We start from the raw sequence: 15245 nt of genomic DNA, 5'->3' as shown, positions 1-15245 counted from the left end.
GTTCGGCGTCTCGCACCGGGCGGGAACCTTTTGTCGAGGGGGCGGTGTTGTAGCGCCATGACCTCCTGGATCGAGAGCCTGATCACGCATCTGGGCTATGCGGGGATCGCGCTGCTGATGTTCATCGAGAATGTCTTTCCGCCGATCCCGTCCGAAATCATCATGCCTCTTGCGGGCTACACCGCCGGGCGCGGCCACCTGAATATCTGGCTGGTCATTGCCGCCGGGACGGTGGGCACCTTCTTTGGCGCGCTGTTATGGTATTATGTCGGCCGCTGGCTGGACGAGGACCGCATGCGAAGCTGGACGCGGCGTCATGGCCGCTGGCTGACCATGACGGTGCGCGACCTGAACCGCGTCGACCGGTGGTTCGACCGCAGCGGTCAGTGGGCCGTGCTGATCGGACGTGTGATCCCGACCATCCGCACGTTGATCTCCGTTCCGGCCGGCATTTTCCGTATGCCGCTTCATACCTTCTGTCTGTTCACCTTTTTCGGTTCGCTCGCGTGGAACGCGGCGCTTGCCCTCATCGGTCGCAGCCTCGGCCAGAATTACGAGGCGGTGGACACCTATCTCGGTCCGGTGTCGATGACGGTCATCGCCGTCATTCTCCTCTATTATCTCTACCGCCTCGTGACCTTCCGGCCAAAGGACTAGCCTTCCTTTTCCGCCAGCATCTGGATGATCGCGGAGAAATCACGACCGCCGCGCCCGCCGTTCACGACCATCTGGTAAAGCTGTCCGGCAAGGGCGCCCATCGGCACCGGTGCATCCACCGACCGCGCCGCGTCGACGGCCAGTTTCAGGTCCTTCAACATCAGCGCCGCCGCGAAGCCGCCCTGATAGTCATTATCGGCCGGGCTCTTGGGACCGACGCCGGGCAGGGGGCAATAGGATGTCAGCGACCAGCTCTGGCCGGAGGAGACGCTGGCAATGTCGTAGAAGGTCTGCGCATCCAGACCGAGCTTCTCGGCCATGGCGAGCGTCTCGCACGTTGCTGCCATCGTCGCGCCAAGCAGCATGTTGTTGCAGATCTTCGCGGCCTGCCCCGCGCCGGTTTCTCCGGCATGGATGACCGCCTTGCCCATTGCCGACAGGATCGGTTCGGCGCGCTTGAAGGCGCCTTCGGATCCGCCAACCATGAACGTCAGCGATCCGGCGCTGGCGGCGGCGATCCCGCCCGACACCGGGGCATCGACCATGGCGAAACCGCGTTCCGCCGCCTCGCCGCCCACCTTGCGCGCTGTCGCGACGTCGATGGTCGAGCAGTCGATCAGCAGCATGTCGCGGTCGGCAGCGGCGAAGATGTCGCCCTCATAGACGCTCGTGACGTGGGTGCCGGCCGGCAGCATCGTCACGGCCGCCTCCGCCCCGCGCACCGCCTCTGCCGCCGACCCGGCGATCAGGCATCCTGCCTCTTCCGCCTGCTTCAACGCGGTCTCCGACAGGTCGAAGGCGCGCACGTCGTGTCCGGCCTTCACCAGGTTCGCGGCCATGCCGCTGCCCATGTTGCCGAGGCCGATAAAGGCGATGATGGTCATAAAGGCTCCTCGCTATTGCCCGGCGGGTCTTCGCCCGCCCTCTGTGATTGGCGCGGTCCGGCCGGCACCTTGTGTGCAACGGCGTTCGGCCCGGCGCGTTCATGATGCTCCCGCCCTTAAGCAATCGGAGTGTGCCGCGCCATGAAAACGCCGACCCTTCTGTCCGTCCTCCTTCTGCCTGCCGCCCTGACGGCGTGTGACGGTGCGCCGGACGAGGCGGAGATCGATTCCGCCGCAACCGTCACCGAGGAAGATATCGCCGCCGCCAGCGAGACGCCCGTTGGGCGGTCCGTCGAGGAACGCGGCAACGCGCCGCTCGAGGAGGACGAGGCCCCCGTTTCGGTTGAACAGGCAGCCGGCATGTCGCCGGCTCCCGCTGCCGAGGGGGCGAACGACCCGCCGACGCCCGCACCCGCCGTTGCGGAGAATCCGGAGGCGGGGTTGATCATCGGCGACGGCCAGTTGCAGGCAATTATCAAGGCGACCGGCAGTACGCGAACCTTCCCCTTTGGCGCGCCGAGGGAGCAGGTGATGACTATGCTGGATGCGGTTCGCGGCACCCCATCTCGCGCGCCGAGCCTCAGCAAATGCGCGGGCGGTCCGGTAACGGCTGCGCGCTGGCCGGATGGGCTGACGGTGTTCTTTCGGGGCGGCGAGCTTGCCGGGTGGAAGGTCGCCGGCGGCAGCGAACTGACGACGATGACCGGGCTGGGTATCGGCACCACGCTTGCCGATTTCCAGCGCGACTTCGCCGCAGACCCGCAGGAAACGCCGGCGGGATGGGAAGCCCGGACAGGCAATCTGACAGCCCGTTTCAGTGGCGGCACGCCGGATGCCGTCGTGCAAAGCCTGTCATCGGGCGCGGTGTGCGAGGATCGCTGATGGTTCCCTGGCGCCTCGCTGAGGTGCCCTTCTGACGCGGTGAACCGTCCCGCAGGTTAACCATAGGGCCAGCTTTCCATGTTATAGTATCTCCTCATTCGGACAGAACCGGGGGGATATCATGCTCAGGACACTTCTTGCTGCGGCGGCCACGCTTGGTCTGATGTGCAGCCAGCCCGCCGCTGCTTATGGCGAGGATTCGCCGGGTCTCGATCTTTACAAGACGTGGCTCGCGAAGGGCGACAATGCCGCCCGCGTGGCCACGTTCGAGGCAGAGCTGCGGAAACGCGGCCTGGACGGCGTCGTCCCGACCTATCAGATTTTGCGCACCGCGCTCATGTGGAAGCAGTGCAAGGCGGAACCGTTCGAGCTTCCCGCCGCGGGCCTTTGGCACGGCGCCTTCGACTCGCTGCGGGTCCTGAAGGACGAGATTATTCCGGCGGTCGGTCCGGTCATGATCGTGTCCGGTTATCGGCACGAGGCGCTGAACAGCTGCGCCGGTGGGGCGTCGCGCTCCGTACACCGCCAGTTCGGGGCGTTCGACGCCTACGCCATCAATTCGACACGCTCGGCGATGATCGACCAGCTTTGCACGTGGCATGGGCAACATGGCGCCGAACTCGCTGCGGGTCTCGGCATCTATCGCGGCCCCAAATTCCACATTGATGTGGGTCTGCGCGGCAACCGCCGCTGGGGCAGCGATTATTCCAGCGCCTCCTCGCCCTGCAACGGCCGGGGCGGCGGCGCGACGGTCGCGGCCAAATAATCGCGAAAGCAGGGGCGCCGCTCAGGGCTGAACATGCGGGGGTAGCGTCGGGACGGATCGGGGCGGGTGGCGGTTTCTAGCGTCGCCCGCTCCAAAATTGTCTAGCGGCCCTTGAAGGCGCCCTTCCGCTTTTCGGAAAAGGCGGCCATGCCCTCCTTCTGGTCCTCCGTCCCGAACAGGCCGTGAAAGACGCGGCGTTCGTAATTGATGCCCTGCGCCAGCGTCATCTCATAGCTCGCATTCACCGCCTCCTTGGCGGCGATGGCGGCAAGCGGCGGCATCGCCGCGATGGCCTCGGCCGTCGTCATCGCATCGTCCAGCAGAGTGTCCGCCGGCACGACGCGCGCGCACAGGCCGGCCGCTTCGGCTTCCTCGGCCTTCATGTTGCGGCCGGTCAGGATCATGTCCATCGCCTTCGCCTTGCCGATCGCCTGCGTCAGCCGCTGCGACCCGCCCATGCCGGGAATGACGCCCAGCTTGATTTCCGGCTGTCCGAAGACGGCGGTGTCGGCCGCGATCAGGATGTCGGCCATCATCGCCACCTCGCAGCCGCCGCCGAGCGCATAGCCCGCAACCGCCGCGATCCAGGGTTTCCGGGTACGGGTGATGCTTTCCCACCCGGCGAAATAGTTGGACCCGTACATCTCGCCAAAGCTTTGCGGCGCCATCTCCTTGATGTCCGCGCCGGCGGCAAAGGCCTTTTCGCTGCCCGTCAGCACCAGGCAGCGCTGGCTGTCGTCGGCGTCATAGGCACGGAACGCCTCCGTCAGCTCCTCTAGGACGGCATTCGCCAGCGCGTTCAGCGCCTTCGGCCGGTCGAAGGTGACCAGCGTCACCGCGCCCTTCTGCTCGACCTTGATCGTTTCGTAGTTCGCCATCGAACCGTCTCCCATTCGTCTGTCTGCGTGGGCGCCGCCCGGCGGTGGGCGGCGCGCCGATCAGTTGCTTTCGGTCTCGCCGAACAGGTCGCGCAGGAATACCGCCTCGACCTCCCGGCGCAGATCGTTGTTGGCCTTCTTGTGAAAACCGTGCCCCTCGTCAGCGAACAGGACGTACCAGGTATCCACATCGTTCTGGCGCAGGGCGGCGACGACCTGATCGGATTCCGACTGCGGCACGCGCGGATCGTTGGCGCCCTGCATGACCAGCATGGGCTTCGAGATCTTCTGCAGATTGTTCATCGGCGCGATGCGCTCGAACACGGCGCGCATTTCGGGATCGGTCTCGTCGCCATATTCGCCGCGCCGATTGGCCCGGCGGTAATCCTCGGTATTTTCCAGGAAGGTGATGAAGTTCGAAATACCATAGCGTTCGACGCCGCCGACCAGCCGGTCCGAATAGTGCGTCATGACCGCCAGCGACATGTAGCCGCCATAGGACTGGCCATAGACGGCGATCCGCTCCGCATCCAGGTTCGGCTGCGTTTCGATCCAGTCGATCAGCGCGCCGATGTCGCGCACGCTGTCCTCGCGCTTTTCGGCATTGTCCAGGTCCAGATAGGTGCGGCCATAGCCGTCGCTGCCGCGCACGTTCGGCAGGATGACCGTCGCGCCCAGCGCGTTGGCGAAGAACTGTGCGCCGTAATTCCACACCGGCCGCGTCTGCGATTCCGGGCCGCCGTGAATGTCCATGATGACGGGCGTCTTCTGGCCCTCCGGAATGCCGGCCGGCCGGTAGACGAAGGCGGGAATTTCGCGCCCGTCGAACGTCTCGAAGCGGATCAGCTCCGGCTCGGAAATCTCTTCCGGGCCAAGGCCGCCAAGCTCCGAATTGGTCCAGCGCGTCAGCTCGCCCTGCGGCACGGAAAAGCTGTAGACGTCGCCTGCCGCCGTCGGACCGGTCAGCCCGATGGCGAGCTTCGATCCGTCGGGGCTCCATTTCAGGCCGGTCAGCACACCCTTCGGCAGACCCTCCGGCTGGGGCAGGGCGCGTCGCGTCAGGAAATCCTGCACCGCGACGCGCGAATAGCCGCCCTCGTTCACGGCATAGGCGAGGACGCGCCCGTCCTTCGAAGCATCGAAGGCTTCGACGTTCCACTCGATGTCGGGTGTGATCGCGCGTTCCTCGCCTGTCGCCGGGTCGAGTTCCAGCAGCCGGCGATAATCGCCGCCATGATCGGAAATCGTCAGGATGCGGCCGCCGCGAATATAATGCGGCTCGTCATAGCGCGCCTCGGCGCCCGCCTCGGTCAGCCGCCGCGCCTCGCCGCTGGCGATGTCCAGTTCCCAGACCTCGCTCTGGCGATTGGAGAAGGAACGCACGAACAGGAGCGTGCTGCCATCCTCGGAAATGTCGCTCGGGTCGATGGAGCCTTCCACCGTGTAGAGCGTGCGCGCGGCTTCGGGCGCCAGCGGATCGGCCGCCTGCAATTCATAGCGGGCCGTGCCGCGCACCGCCTTTGCCCAGACCGCCAGATGCCCGTCGTCCGACAGCACGGGCGGGCTGTTGCGCGTTTCCGGCTCGGTCAGGCGCTGCTCCGTGCCTGTGAGGCCGCGTACGTAAAGCTGGAACCACTCGTCGCCGCCTGTGTCGCGGCGCACGATGAAGCGGTCGCTCCCGGGAATGGCGTGGGCGCCGGCAACGGGCTCGGCGTAGAAGCTGACCTGGGTTCGCGCGGCGCCGGGCGCTCGCACATGATGCACCTGATCGGTGCTGCCGAACCGGGTGGTGATCAGCATGCTGCCGTCCGGCTGCCAGACCTGAAACTCGGCCGAGCGCGAATTCTGGTAGCGCTGCACAGCCTCCGCAATGTCGGCGGGAATCGCCGGCACGTTTTCCAGCGTCGCCGTTCCCACGGTACGCGTTTCGACCTGCTGCGCCGCCACCGGTGCAGCGACGGCGAGCAGCGCCGCCGACAGGAACAGTTTCGTCGTGTTCATTTCTTCCCCCCTTTTACTGACGCAGCAGATCGCGTCCGACGATCATGCGCATGATCTGATTCGTGCCCTCCAGGATCGAATGGACGCGCAGGTCGCGCCAGAACCGCTCGATCGGATAATCTTCCAGATAGCCGTAGCCGCCGAACAATTGCAGCGCGTCGTTGACGATCTCGCTGCCCGAATCGGTCGCCAGCCGCTTCGCCATGGCGGCAAAGCGTGTCTTGTCGGGCGCGTTTTCCGTCACCTTCGCCGCGGCGAGGTAGAGGAGCGCGCGCGCCGCCTCCAGCTTCGTCGCCATGTCGGCCAGCATGAACTGCGTGTTCTGGAAATCGGCGATGGGCCGCCCGAACTGCTGGCGCTCCTTCGTATAGGCGACCGCCTCGTCCAGGCACCGCTGCGCCCCGCCCAGCGAGCAGGCGCCGATGTTCAGCCGCCCGCCGTCGAGGCCCATCATGGCGATGCGGAAACCCTCGCCCTCGGCGCCGACCAGGTTCTCGGCCGGCACGCGCACGCCTTCAAGCATCACCTGCGCCGTCGGCTGCGAATGCCAGCCGAGTTTGCGTTCCTGCGCGCCGAAGCTGACGCCCTCCATGTCCTTTTCGATGACCAGGCAGGAAATGCCCTTCGGCCCGTCCTCGCCTGTCCGCACCATCGTCACATAGACGTCGTTCTCGCCGCCGCCGGAGATGAACTGCTTGGAACCGCTGACCACATAATGGTCGCCGTCCTTCACGGCCTTCGTCTTCAGCGCCGCCGCGTCTGAGCCGGAGCCGGGTTCCGTCAGGCAGTAGCTGGCGATCTTGTCCATGCCGACGAGGGCGGGCAGGTATTTCTGCTTCACCGTGTCCGACCCGAACCGGTCGATCATCCAGCTTGCCATGTTGTGGATGGAGATGAATGCGCTGGTGGAGGGGCAGCCATAGGCCATTGCCTCCATGATCAGCGCCGCGTCCAGCCGCCCAAGCCCGATGCCGCCCGACTCTTCGCTCACGTAAATGGAACCGAAGCCCAGCTCGGCCGCCTGCTTCACGGTCTCACGCGGGAACACGTGTTCCTGATCCCAGCGCGCGGCGTGCGGCGTGATGTTGTCCTCGGTAAAGCGCCGCGCCATGTCTTGGATCGCACGCTGGTCGTCTGTCAGATCGAATTGGGTCATGGCCGGGTCTCTAGCACGCCGCGCGCGCTGCTTGGCAATGGCGAAACGCGGACCGATGGGCCCATCGGCGCCGCCTTGTTTTTCCCGGCGGCGGCCGCCCGCGCATTTTTCTGCACGTTTCGTTAGGATAACGCGCCCAGAACCGGCACACGCTGATATGCTGGAAATTGAAAGCAGACGGGCGGCGACACGGCCGCCTTTTGGGGGACATGTCTTGCGGCTTTGGTTCTTTACCGTGCCGATCATTATCGTGCTGGGCTGGCTCGCCGGTACGCTGGCAGCTCCGGTAGACGCGCAAAAGGATGAGGGGCAGCCTGCCCGGCAGGCGGAACGGCTTCTCGACCGCGCAGAGCGGGGCGTGAATGACGATCCGGCTGCCGCCGATATTCTGATCGAGCGGGCGCGTCGGCTCATTCCGCAGATCGAAAGCGAACGCGAGCAGGGCTATGTTCGCGCGAAAAGCCTGCGCATCGAGGCCGCTGCGGCACTCGCGACCAACCGCGTCGAGGAGGAGCAGGGGCATCTTGATGAAGCTTTGTCGATCCTTCAGCGCGTCGCGCCCGGCAGTGAGGAACTCGGGGAGGTTCAGCGGCAGCGCGCCGCCTTTTTCTACCGTACCGGCCGCTATGCGGAATCGCTGCAGGCGGCGACGCAGGCGCACGACGTCCTGAGAGAGGCCGGCGCCGCGCGTTCGCAGTCTTTGACGCTGCAGATCATGGGCATCCTCTATGCCACCGCCGGAGACGACGACCGGGCCTTGCGCTATTTCCGGCAGGCGGCCGAGGTGTTCGACGACGATCCGACCCTGCGCCTCGCCCTGCAGAACAATATCGGATATGTTCTGGTTGAAATGCAGCGGTACGAGGAGGCGGTTCGCGCATATCGGACGGCCCTGGCCATCGCGCAGCAGCAGGACAATGCCCTGCTGCAATCCCGAATCCTCACGAACATCGCCGCGGCGCAAGCGAAATCGGAATCCTGGCCGTCCGCTCGCCGCTCCATCGCGCAAGCGCGCAGCCTGGCCGAGCAGGCAAACGGCGAGAACTGGCTGCCCTATGTGAGCGGGGTAGAGGCGCAGATCGCGGCGGGCATGGGACAGACCGAGGAAGCGGCGACCCTTCTCGACCGCACGTTTGAGGGGAGGGATCTGTCCACGACGGATTCCATGTTCCGCGACTTTCACGAAACGGCCTACCAGACCTACGCCGCGCTCGGCCGCGACGGCCTCGCCCTCCAGCATCTCCTGGCGCTGAAGCGTCTCGACGACGATGCGGCCGAGGTGACGGCATCGGCCATCAACGCCCTGATCGGCGCCCGTTTCGATTTCGCCAATCAGGAACTGCAGATCCAGCGGCTGCGCGCGGGCCAGCTGGAACGGGACGTCAAGATCGCGGAACAGACCGCGGAATTCAATCGGCGCATCGTCATCTTCGTGTCTATCGCCGCTTTCGTTATCGCCGCGCTCTCTTACATCGCCGTGCGTAATATCCGCCGCCGGCGCGACGAGGCGAAGGCTGCCAATGTCGTCCTCACCAGCACCAATCTCGAACTGGAAAAGGCGCTGGCCGCGAAAAGCGAGTTCCTTGCAACGACCAGCCACGAGATTCGCACGCCGCTGAACGGCATACTCGGCATGACGCAGGTGATGCTTGCCGATCATGCGCTGAACGAGGAGGTGCGCAGCCGCGTCGAACTGATGCACGGTGCCGGCAGCACGATGAAGGCGATCGTCGATGACATCCTCGACATGGCGAAGCTCGATTCGGGCAAGGTCATGCTGCGGCGCGAACCGTTCGAGCTGCGCCGCAGCCTGACGGAGGTCGGCAACGTGTTCGGCGATGCAGCGCGCAGCAAGGGACTGGAGTTTTCCTGCAAACTCGACGGGACGCCGGATCGGGCGCTGGGGGATGAACAGCGCGTTCGTCAGATCGTATTCAATCTCGTATCCAACGCCGTGAAGTTCACCTCCGAGGGGAAGGTCACCATCACCGCCCGTGTGGAGCCGGAAGCGCCCGACGACTTGGTTGTCGTCGTGACCGATACCGGCATCGGCATCGCGCCGGAGGATCTGGAGGAAATCTTCATTCCCTTTCATCAGGTGGACAGCTCTCGCACCCGGCAGCATTCCGGCACGGGGCTCGGCCTGACCATCTCCCGCGAATTTGCCGAGGGGATGGGTGGATCGCTCGGCCTCGAAAGCGTGCCGGGCGAGGGAACGGTCTTCACGCTCGTCCTGCCTCTTTCCCTGTCGGAAGCCAATGCCGTTCGCGCGGACGACGCCGCACAGGCGACCGAACATGGCCGCATCGCAGTCTACGCGCCCGCGCCTCTTCCCGCCGCCGTCGCCCGCCGCGCCTTGCAGGACCGACCCGAATCCGTGCAGTTCGTCGAAAATTTCGAAGAGGCGCTCGCGCTCGCCGAAATGCCGGAAACGCGCGCGCTTCTGCTGGTTTTCGGACCCGGCGCCCGGGATGTGAATCTGCCGCCGCTACAAGATCTTCGTATCCGCCGCCCCGATCTTTCGCTGTGGTTTGCGGGCTGGCCGATGGACATGAACATGCCGCCGGAATCGCTCGAAGCGGCGCATGTCGCCGACGTTTCGCACGTTGCAGAACTCGTCCGGAATGATACTGGCGAGAAATGGAGCCGACATGCGAACGACATGCGCGCCAATAAAGCTGTCCGTTAGTAAATAAGGTTAATTCGTTCAAGTAAAGGTTTGATATGCGCGTATTGTTCATTGAGGACGACGATCTGAATCGCCGCATTGTGGAGGATATGCTCCGCGTCGGCGGTGCTGACATGGTCGGCGCCTCCGATGCGGGCGAGGGGTTGCGGATTTTCGGGGAGGATCGTTTCGACGTCGTTCTTGTCGACCTGCGTATGCCGGCCGTCGACGGTTTCGAAACGATGAAGCGTATCCGCCAGTGGGATGATGAGCGCCGGAACGTGCCGCTGATCGTGGTGACGGCCGATACGGGCGAGCGGATCGATGATGAGTGCCGCGCCGCGGGCGCCGACGCCATCCTGTTGAAGCCGGTGGCCATGCGAGAGCTTTTCGAGGTGATTGCCGACCTGGTGGTCTCCAACCCGCGGCCACCCGCACCGCCGGCGGCCTAGGCGCGGGCGGCGGCGTCTTCGATTCGCGGATTCATGGACAGGCGCGGACGGCCGGCCTCGGGTCCTGGGCTTCGACCGCGTCGAGGAACGCGAACAGGTCCGCCATCATCACCGGCTTGGTCAGGAACTCGTCGGCACCAGCCCGCCGTGCCTGTGCGCCGAGGTTCGAATCGGGATCGGCCGTGACGATGCAGACGGGCAGGGACGCCTTGGCGTCGCCGCGCCCGCGTATGCGCCGCAGCACTTCGAAACCGTCCATGTCCGGCATGCGCAGGTCCACCAGCACGGCGTCGACATCCTCGGCATCCAGCATGGCAAGCCCGACCTCTCCGTTCGGCGCCGACAGCGCCTGGGCCGAGCGTATGCCCAGCATGGCTTCGATCACCTTCAGGTTGATCCGGTTATCGTCGATGTAAAGGACGCGCATGCCGCGACCTTGCCGTGGAGGGATTAGGATTTGGTGAAGGTCGCCGCACCGCCCCCGACGCTGGATCCGTGCATCCGCCGAGTCGCCTCGAACATCCGTGACGGGAGGGAAATTTTTGCGCTGCGGGGGCAATTTGCGCTTGCGTGTGGACCCGCATTGAACCACAATCTGTAGTCGTCGGGCCGGGGAGTAGCCACTAGGGATGGTGTTTCGGCGCAGGGGGCTCGCCTCGGCGCATTGCCATTCCTATGTCTGCCCGGACCGCGCGCGGCGGCGCCGCTCTTTGTGGATTACGGGGATATCGGGGACAAGTCCGAATCCGCCCTCGCCACGGACCGATTGCCGCCATTAGGGTTCAGGAACGAACGGCACGCGTGCGGTACGGACGGCGCGGGTGCATCACAGATGAAGATTGGGGATAGAAGCGTCATGGATTTCAGCGGCGTCGAGACCGAAGCTCCCGAAACCGAAGCGCGCGGCACGGCGGCCAAATCCGCCTACGCCCCCCGCTTCCCGGTCAAGGTGGACCGGTCGCGCGATTCGAACCTGACCGTCTTCGGCAAGGAGACGCTGGCCGACCGCTATCTGCTGCCGGGCGAGGAGCCGCAGGACCTGTTCGCGCGTGTCGCGGCCGCCTATGCCGATGACGAGGCGCATGCCCAGCGCCTGTACGACTATATCTCGCGCCTGTGGTTCATGCCGGCGACGCCCGTCCTGTCGAACGGCGGCACGGGGCGCGGTCTGCCCATTTCCTGCTACCTCAACTCCGTGCCGGACAGCCTGGACGGCATCGTCGGCACGTGGAACGAGAATGTCTGGCTGGCGTCGAAGGGCGGCGGCATCGGCACCTATTGGGGCCATGTGCGCGGCATCGGCGAATCGGTCGGTCTGAACGGCAAGACCTCCGGCATCGTGCCCTTCGTCCGCGTCATGGATTCGCTGACGCTGGCCATCAGCCAGGGCAGCCTTCGCCGCGGGTCCGCTGCCTGCTATCTCGACGTGACGCATCCGGAAATCGAGGAGTTCCTGGAGATCCGCAAGCCGTCCGGCGACTTCAACCGAAAGGCGCTGAACCTGCACCACGGCGTGCTCCTGACCGACGCGTTCATGCAGGCGGTGCGCGACGGCGAGGAGTTCGACCTTCTGTCGCCAAAGGACGGCAGCCCGCGCGCGAAGGTCGATGCCCGCGCCCTCTTCCAGAAGATCGTCGAGACGCGCCTTGCCACGGGCGAGCCGTACATCATCTTCATCGACCGCGTGAACGAGGCGATGCCCAAGCACCAGCGCGATGCGGGCCTGAAGGTGACGACATCCAACCTGTGCTCCGAAATCACCCTGCCGACCGGCTTCGACCAGCATGGCGAGGATCGCACGGCCGTCTGCTGCCTCTCCTCGCTCAACCTCGAAACCTGGGACGAATGGTCGAAGGAGGATGGCTTCGTTGAGGATATCATGCGCTTCCTCGACAATGTCCTCACCGACTATATCGAGCGCGCGCCGGACGAGATGGCGCGGGCGAAATATTCCGCCATGCGCGAACGCTCCGTCGGCCTCGGCGTCATGGGCTTCCACAGCTTCCTGCAGGCGCGCAAGATCCCCTTCGAGTCCGCGCTTGCCAAATCGTGGAACATGAAGATCTTCAAGCATATCCGGGCAGAGGCGGACGAGGCGTCGATGCTGCTGGCGAAGGAGCGCGGCGCGTGCCCCGATGCCGCCGACATGGGCGCGATGGAGCGGTTCAGCTGCAAGATGGCGATCGCGCCGACCGCCTCGATCAGCATCATCTGCGGCGGCACGTCCGCCTGTATCGAGCCGATCCCGGCCAACATCTACACGCACAAGACGCTGTCCGGCAGCTTCACGGTGAAGAACCCGCACCTGGAGGACATCCTGAAGGCCAAGTCGAAGGACACCGACAAGGTCTGGAATTCCATCCTGGAACGCGGCGGCAGCGTCCAGCATCTCGATTTCCTGACCGCCGACGAAAAGGGCGTGTTCCGCACCGCGTTCGAGGTCGATCAGCGCTGGCTCCTTGAACTCGCCGCCGACCGCACGCCCTATATCGACCAGTCGCAGTCGCTGAACCTGTTCATCCCCGCCGACGCGGAGAAATGGGATCTGCTCATGCTGCACTACCGCGCATGGGAACTCGGCATCAAATCGCTCTATTATCTGCGGTCGAAGAGCGTGCAGCGCGCGGGCTTCGCCGGCGGCGTGGAGGCGGACAACACGCCCGAACTCGCCAAGATCGACCTGCCGTCGACCGACTATGACGAATGCCTGGCCTGCCAGTAGTAGGACCGCGCCGCCCGCTAACCCGGGCACACCAGTTTCCCTCCCCCGAGACGGGAGGGAGAGCGCATCGATTTCCCCTCTCCGAAAGGGAGGGGAGCGTATCAAATTTCCCCTCCCTGAAAGGGAGGGGTCAGGGGAGGGTCCGCGAGCCGCAAGGCTCGCCCGGCGCCGCGCCGGACCGGCCCCTCCACAGATCCTCTTCCCGGCGGGAAGGGCAAACGAATGTAACGGGAGCCACCACCATGTCCCTTCTCGAAGCCCGCAAGACCTACAAGCCCTTCGAATATCCCTGGGCCTATGATTTCTGGAAACGCCAGCAGCAGATCCACTGGATGCCGGAGGAGGTGCCGCTGGGCGAGGATTGCCGCGACTGGGCGCAAAAGCTGAGCCCGCACGAGCGCAACCTCCTGACCCAGATCTTCCGCTTCTTCACCCAGGCCGATGTGGAGGTGCAGGACTGCTATCACGACAAGTACGGCCGCGTGTTCAAGCCGACCGAGATCAAGATGATGCTGACGGCGTTCAGCAACATGGAGACGGTGCACATCGCCGCCTATTCGCACCTGCTCGACACGATCGGCATGCCGGAATCCGAATATTCCATGTTCATGGAATATGAGGAGATGGCCGACAAGCACGACTATCTGCAGCAGTTCGGCGTCGACAGCGACGAGGATATCGCCCGCACGCTGGCCATGTTCGGCGGCTTTACGGAGGGGCTGCAGCTGTTCGCCAGCTTCGCCATGCTGATGAACTTCCCGCGCTTCAACAAGATGAAGGGCATGGGCCAGATCGTCAGCTGGTCGGTGCGCGACGAGAGCCTGCACTGCGAGGGGATCACCCGTCTGTTCCACGCCTTCATCGAGGAGCGCCAGTGCCTGACCAAGGCGGTCAAGGAGGACATTGTCGACATCTGTCAGAAGACGGTGCGGCTGGAGGACGCCTTCATCGACCTCGCCTTCGAAATGGGGCCGGTGAACGGCATGAGCCCCAAGGAGATCAAGAAGTATATCCGCTACATCGCCGACTGGCGCCTGGGCCAGCTTGGCCTGAAGCCGATCTACCTGATCGAGGAGCACCCGCTCCCCTGGCTGACCCCGCTCCTCAACGGCGTCGAGCACGCCAATTTCTTCGAAACCCGCGCCACGGAATACTCGAAGGCGGCAACGCGCGGCAACTGGAACGACGTCTGGACCAGCTTCGACAAGCGCAAGGCCAAGCCGGCGGCATCGGCGAACGAAGAAGATGAGCCGAGCTTGCTCGGGGAAGCGGCGGAGTAGGCGTGAATTTGACACGCTAAGTTCTTTGCGTAAGAACATAAAAAGAACATAAAAGAACATACCTGCGTCGCTAGTCGTGGGGCCGTAAGGTAGGACTGATCGCGATGGATGCACTAAGCCCGTCATTGTTGGTGAAAAATTCCCTGAGTAGTGTTGCGCGTTCGCGCGCATTCGGCACGATTCTCGCCGATCCGCCTTGGCAGTTCCAAAATCGCACAGGCAAGGTCGCTCCGGAACATCGGCGCTTGGCGCGTTACGGCACGATGGGGCTGGATGATATTTGTGCATTGCCCGTCGCGGATATCGCGGCCGATCCCGCCCACCTTTATTTATGGGTGCCGAATGCCCTTTTACCCGACGGCTTGCGGGTGATGGAAGCCTGGGGTTTCACATATAAGTCCAACCTAATCTGGCGAAAGATCAGAAAGGACGGCGGTTCAGACGGACGAGGCGTGGGGTTTTATTTTCGGAACGTAACAGAAATGCTGCTTTTTGGTGTTCGAGGTAAAAACGCACGAACACTCCAGCCTGGTCGTAGCCAAGTCAATTATATGGAAAGCCGCAAACGAGAACATAGTCGCAAACCCGACGAGCAATATGATCTTATTGAGGCTTGCTCTTGGGGGCCTCGCATTGAGCTTTTTTCTCGCGGCAAGCGTAAGGGCTGGAGTGTTTGGGGCGATCAGGCCTGTGACGATTACAAGCCGACTTGGGATACCTACCGCTATAATAGCGCCGCGATACTTGCGGAGTAATCAGCAGTCTTCTACGTAAAGACTCGGCTTCATGGCAAAAGTCAGCACGGGACAGCCACCTCCGCCGCCACCCTCCAAACGAGGCCAAAGCTTTTCATGGTGCGTTGTCGATGCACCATAGGATGTTCCTTTGCCAAGTTTTTT

General features: G+C 64.1%; 14 protein-coding genes. 8 read left to right on the top strand and 6 right to left on the bottom strand.

Annotated features, from left to right (window positions below):
• Nucleotides 1–57: 57 nt before the first annotated feature.
• Nucleotides 58–657, top strand: a complete 600-nt coding sequence (locus C725_RS12755; protein WP_008603583.1) for a DedA family protein — start codon at nucleotides 58–60, stop codon at nucleotides 655–657.
• On the opposite strand, the gene mmsB is transcribed toward C725_RS12755, so the two are convergent.
• Entirely contained in the window at nucleotides 654–1541 is an 888-nt protein-coding gene (gene mmsB / locus C725_RS12750) for a 3-hydroxyisobutyrate dehydrogenase (RefSeq protein WP_008603582.1), read from the bottom strand. The genes C725_RS12755 and mmsB overlap by 4 nt on opposite strands.
• A 141-nt stretch (nucleotides 1542–1682) precedes the next feature.
• Here mmsB and C725_RS16435 point away from each other — a divergent pair, with 141 nt between their 5' ends.
• A complete protein-coding gene (locus C725_RS16435; RefSeq protein ID WP_008603581.1) occupies nucleotides 1683–2423 on the top strand; it encodes a hypothetical protein in 741 nt (246 codons plus the stop codon).
• A gap of 121 nt (nucleotides 2424–2544) precedes the next feature.
• Complete coding sequence (locus C725_RS12740; protein WP_008603580.1) at nucleotides 2545–3189, top strand: D-Ala-D-Ala carboxypeptidase family metallohydrolase; 645 nt, start codon at nucleotides 2545–2547, stop codon at nucleotides 3187–3189.
• Between the two features lie 101 nt (nucleotides 3190–3290).
• Here the strand turns inward: C725_RS12740 and C725_RS12735 are convergent, their stop codons facing one another.
• From C725_RS12735 to C725_RS12725, 3 genes are read right to left on the bottom strand one after another with little or no spacing between them, the layout of a single operon-like run.
• Complete coding sequence (locus C725_RS12735) at nucleotides 3291–4067, bottom strand: enoyl-CoA hydratase-related protein (protein WP_008603579.1); 777 nt, start codon at nucleotides 4065–4067, stop codon at nucleotides 3291–3293.
• 60 nt (nucleotides 4068–4127) lie between these two features.
• The gene (locus C725_RS12730) at nucleotides 4128–6068 is read right to left on the bottom strand and encodes a S9 family peptidase (protein WP_008603578.1); all 1941 of its coding nucleotides are present in this window, start codon (nucleotides 6066–6068) and stop codon (nucleotides 4128–4130) included.
• 13 nt (nucleotides 6069–6081) lie between these two features.
• Nucleotides 6082–7224, bottom strand: a complete 1143-nt coding sequence (locus C725_RS12725; protein WP_008603577.1) for an acyl-CoA dehydrogenase family protein — start codon at nucleotides 7222–7224, stop codon at nucleotides 6082–6084.
• 214 nt (nucleotides 7225–7438) lie between these two features.
• Between C725_RS12725 and C725_RS15465 the strand changes: the two genes are divergently transcribed.
• Nucleotides 7439–9913 (top strand): ATP-binding protein, encoded by a 2475-nt coding sequence (locus C725_RS15465; protein WP_008603575.1) that lies wholly within the window; start codon nucleotides 7439–7441, stop codon nucleotides 9911–9913.
• A 35-nt stretch (nucleotides 9914–9948) separates the two neighbouring features.
• Nucleotides 9949–10344: a response regulator gene (locus C725_RS12715; protein ID WP_008603574.1), complete on the top strand. Its 396-nt coding sequence runs from the start codon at nucleotides 9949–9951 to the stop codon at nucleotides 10342–10344.
• A gap of 31 nt (nucleotides 10345–10375) precedes the next feature.
• On the opposite strand, the gene C725_RS12710 is transcribed toward C725_RS12715, so the two are convergent.
• On the bottom strand, nucleotides 10376–10771 hold the full coding sequence (locus tag C725_RS12710; RefSeq protein ID WP_008603573.1) for a response regulator: 396 nt from the start codon (nucleotides 10769–10771) through the stop codon (nucleotides 10376–10378).
• Nucleotides 10772–11200: 429 nt separating this feature from the next.
• Here C725_RS12710 and C725_RS12705 point away from each other — a divergent pair, with 429 nt between their 5' ends.
• The 3 genes from C725_RS12705 to C725_RS15870 all read left to right on the top strand — a co-directional run bounded on the left by C725_RS12705 (nucleotide 11201) and on the right by C725_RS15870 (nucleotide 15101).
• Entirely contained in the window at nucleotides 11201–13066 is a 1866-nt protein-coding gene (locus C725_RS12705) for a ribonucleoside-diphosphate reductase subunit alpha (protein ID WP_038283283.1), read from the top strand.
• Between the two features lie 242 nt (nucleotides 13067–13308).
• Nucleotides 13309–14346: a ribonucleotide-diphosphate reductase subunit beta gene (locus tag C725_RS12700; protein ID WP_008603570.1), complete on the top strand. Its 1038-nt coding sequence runs from the start codon at nucleotides 13309–13311 to the stop codon at nucleotides 14344–14346.
• Nucleotides 14347–14450: 104 nt separating this feature from the next.
• Nucleotides 14451–15101 (top strand): MT-A70 family methyltransferase, encoded by a 651-nt coding sequence (locus C725_RS15870; RefSeq protein WP_078056283.1) that lies wholly within the window; start codon nucleotides 14451–14453, stop codon nucleotides 15099–15101.
• Here the strand turns inward: C725_RS15870 and C725_RS16955 are convergent.
• The coding region (locus tag C725_RS16955; protein ID WP_420804925.1) for a BglII/BstYI family type II restriction endonuclease at nucleotides 15102–15245 on the bottom strand (144 nt) is incomplete at its 5' end. It lies immediately after the preceding gene.

This window comes from Pacificimonas flava (genome assembly GCF_000342165.1).
In the GTDB taxonomy this organism is placed as follows: Bacteria; Pseudomonadota; Alphaproteobacteria; order Sphingomonadales; family Sphingomonadaceae; genus Pacificimonas; species Pacificimonas flava.
The sequence above is the reverse complement of the archived record's forward strand: the minus strand, read 5'-3'. Positions and strand labels throughout refer to the sequence as shown.